This window comes from Campylobacter sp. IFREMER_LSEM_CL1890 (genome assembly GCF_025772045.1).
GTDB lineage: Bacteria > Campylobacterota > Campylobacteria > Campylobacterales > Campylobacteraceae > Campylobacter_D > Campylobacter_D lari_D.
The window spans coordinates 1-1,703 of sequence record NZ_JAKMRK010000032.1 but is presented as its reverse complement, the minus strand read 5'-3'; the positions used below and the strand labels follow the sequence as shown (position 1 = coordinate 1,703).

1 protein-coding gene and 1 pseudogene are annotated in these 1,703 nt (G+C 30.9%); one reads left to right on the top strand and one right to left on the bottom strand.

The window, feature by feature from the left end:
* Positions 1-237 precede the first annotated feature (237 nt).
* The gene (locus L8W57_RS07820) at positions 238-1,491 is read left to right on the top strand and encodes a major outer membrane protein (protein WP_133319976.1); all 1,254 of its coding nucleotides are present in this window, start codon (positions 238-240) and stop codon (positions 1,489-1,491) included.
* A gap of 23 nt (positions 1,492-1,514) precedes the next feature.
* On the opposite strand, the pseudogene L8W57_RS07815 reads toward L8W57_RS07820, so the two are convergent.
* Positions 1,515-1,703 (bottom strand): annotated as a pseudogene (locus tag L8W57_RS07815) (peroxide stress protein YaaA); the annotation flags it as partial.

Genomic DNA, 1,703 nt, shown 5'->3' with positions numbered 1-1,703 from the left:
CCCTCAGTTTCCAAACATTAACTATCAAAGAGCATAATTACACTTGTAAAAGCAAACATTCATAGATAACTCCTTAGTTTTTAAAGATCTAGTTTCAAACTAGATCTTTAAAGATAATTCAATCTATAAATACAACCCTATAATATATTTTTATCGTTTTTATTTACTTTAAGAATTCTTATATAAAACTATGCTATAATACAAGCCATAGTTTTAATTTTAATAAGGAGAATTCTCATGAAACTAGTTAAACTTAGTTTAGTAGCAGCTTTAGCTGCAGGTGCTTTTTCAGCAGCTAATGCTGTTTCACTTGAAGAAGCTATAAAAGATGTTGATGTATCAGGAATGTTCAGATATAGATTTGAATCTGATAGAAGAGATGTTGGAAATAGACCTGTTCAAGTTGGCGTAAATCCAAATGGAACACCTAAAATGGCAACAGGAACTGTAGATGGTTACAACAGCTCTAAAGAAAACAAGCATAAATTTAAATCTCAATTAAATTTCAAAGCAGCTTTAGATGATAACTTCAAAGCTTTTGTTCAATTCCAATATAGCACAAGTGAACTTGGTTTTAATAGCCCAAATGCTAAAGCTGAAACTGATACTGATAGTACTTTTGCAGTTCAACAAGCTTACTTAGAATATACTAATGAAGCTTATGCTACAAATGTAATCTTTGGTAAAATGGAAGTTGGTTCTATTTGGACTGATGATGCAGTAGGAACAGGAGCTAAAATTCTTAATAATTCTATCGAGGGTTTAACTTTTGCTGGTTATTGGTTTGATAGCTTCAATGTTACAAGCGATGGAGATTTTACAGGTTTAGGTATTGCTGATACTTCTTTATATGGTGCTGCTGTATTAGGTGATTTTGATCCATTTGCTTTCCAAGTATGGGCTGCTTATTCAAACAATTGGGCATTTTTATATGCAGTAGATGCTAGCTATAAATTTGCATTCAATGATATGGCTAACTTCAAAATCCAAGCTCAATACTTAGGAAATAGCTTAGATAGTGATAAAGAAAAATTAGGTCTAGATAATAGCAATTTCTACGCTGCTCAATTACAAGGACAAATTTCTGCTTTTGATTTCCAAGCAGGTATCGTTGGTTATGGTGAAAAAGACAAAGCTAGCTTAGTAGTTTTAGAAGATAAAGGTAGAGTAATCGCTCCAGGTGAGCAAATTTTCTATTCTGAAGGTAGTGATTTAAGAGGTAGTACAGGTGAAAACTTCTTCTATTTTGCAGGTTTAGGTTATACTTTTGCTGAAACTGTTAGAGTAGGATTTGATTATATCGGTGGTAAATCTGAACAAGTTGGCCATGATATAGATAAAAATGAATATATTGCAAGAGTATCTTATGCATATAGTCCAAAACTTACATTTAGCGGCTTCTATTCTTACTTAACAGAAGATTTCAACCAAGCTAACACAGATGATACTAAAGATCAATATATCAGACTTGAAGCTCTATACAAATTCTAATCATAAAAGCTAAGCCAAAAGGCTTAGCTTACTATATCTAAAATTATCTCTTCTTTTAATCCTTGTATCTTAATTTCTTTTATTTTTAAATCATTAGGTAGATTTTTAAGCAAAGCTTCTTTATTATGTATATTTTTACTTGCTAATACTCTTAGTATTTTACCCCTATAAGCTTTAGCAAAATGACTTAAAGTTTTGGAATTTTTTAAAAA

What these genes read in the sequence shown, in the direction of transcription:
- L8W57_RS07820 (WP_133319976.1), top strand. Translation starts at nt 238, where the DNA reads ATGAAACTAGTTAAACTTAGTTTAGTAGCAGCTTTAGCTGCAGGTGCT.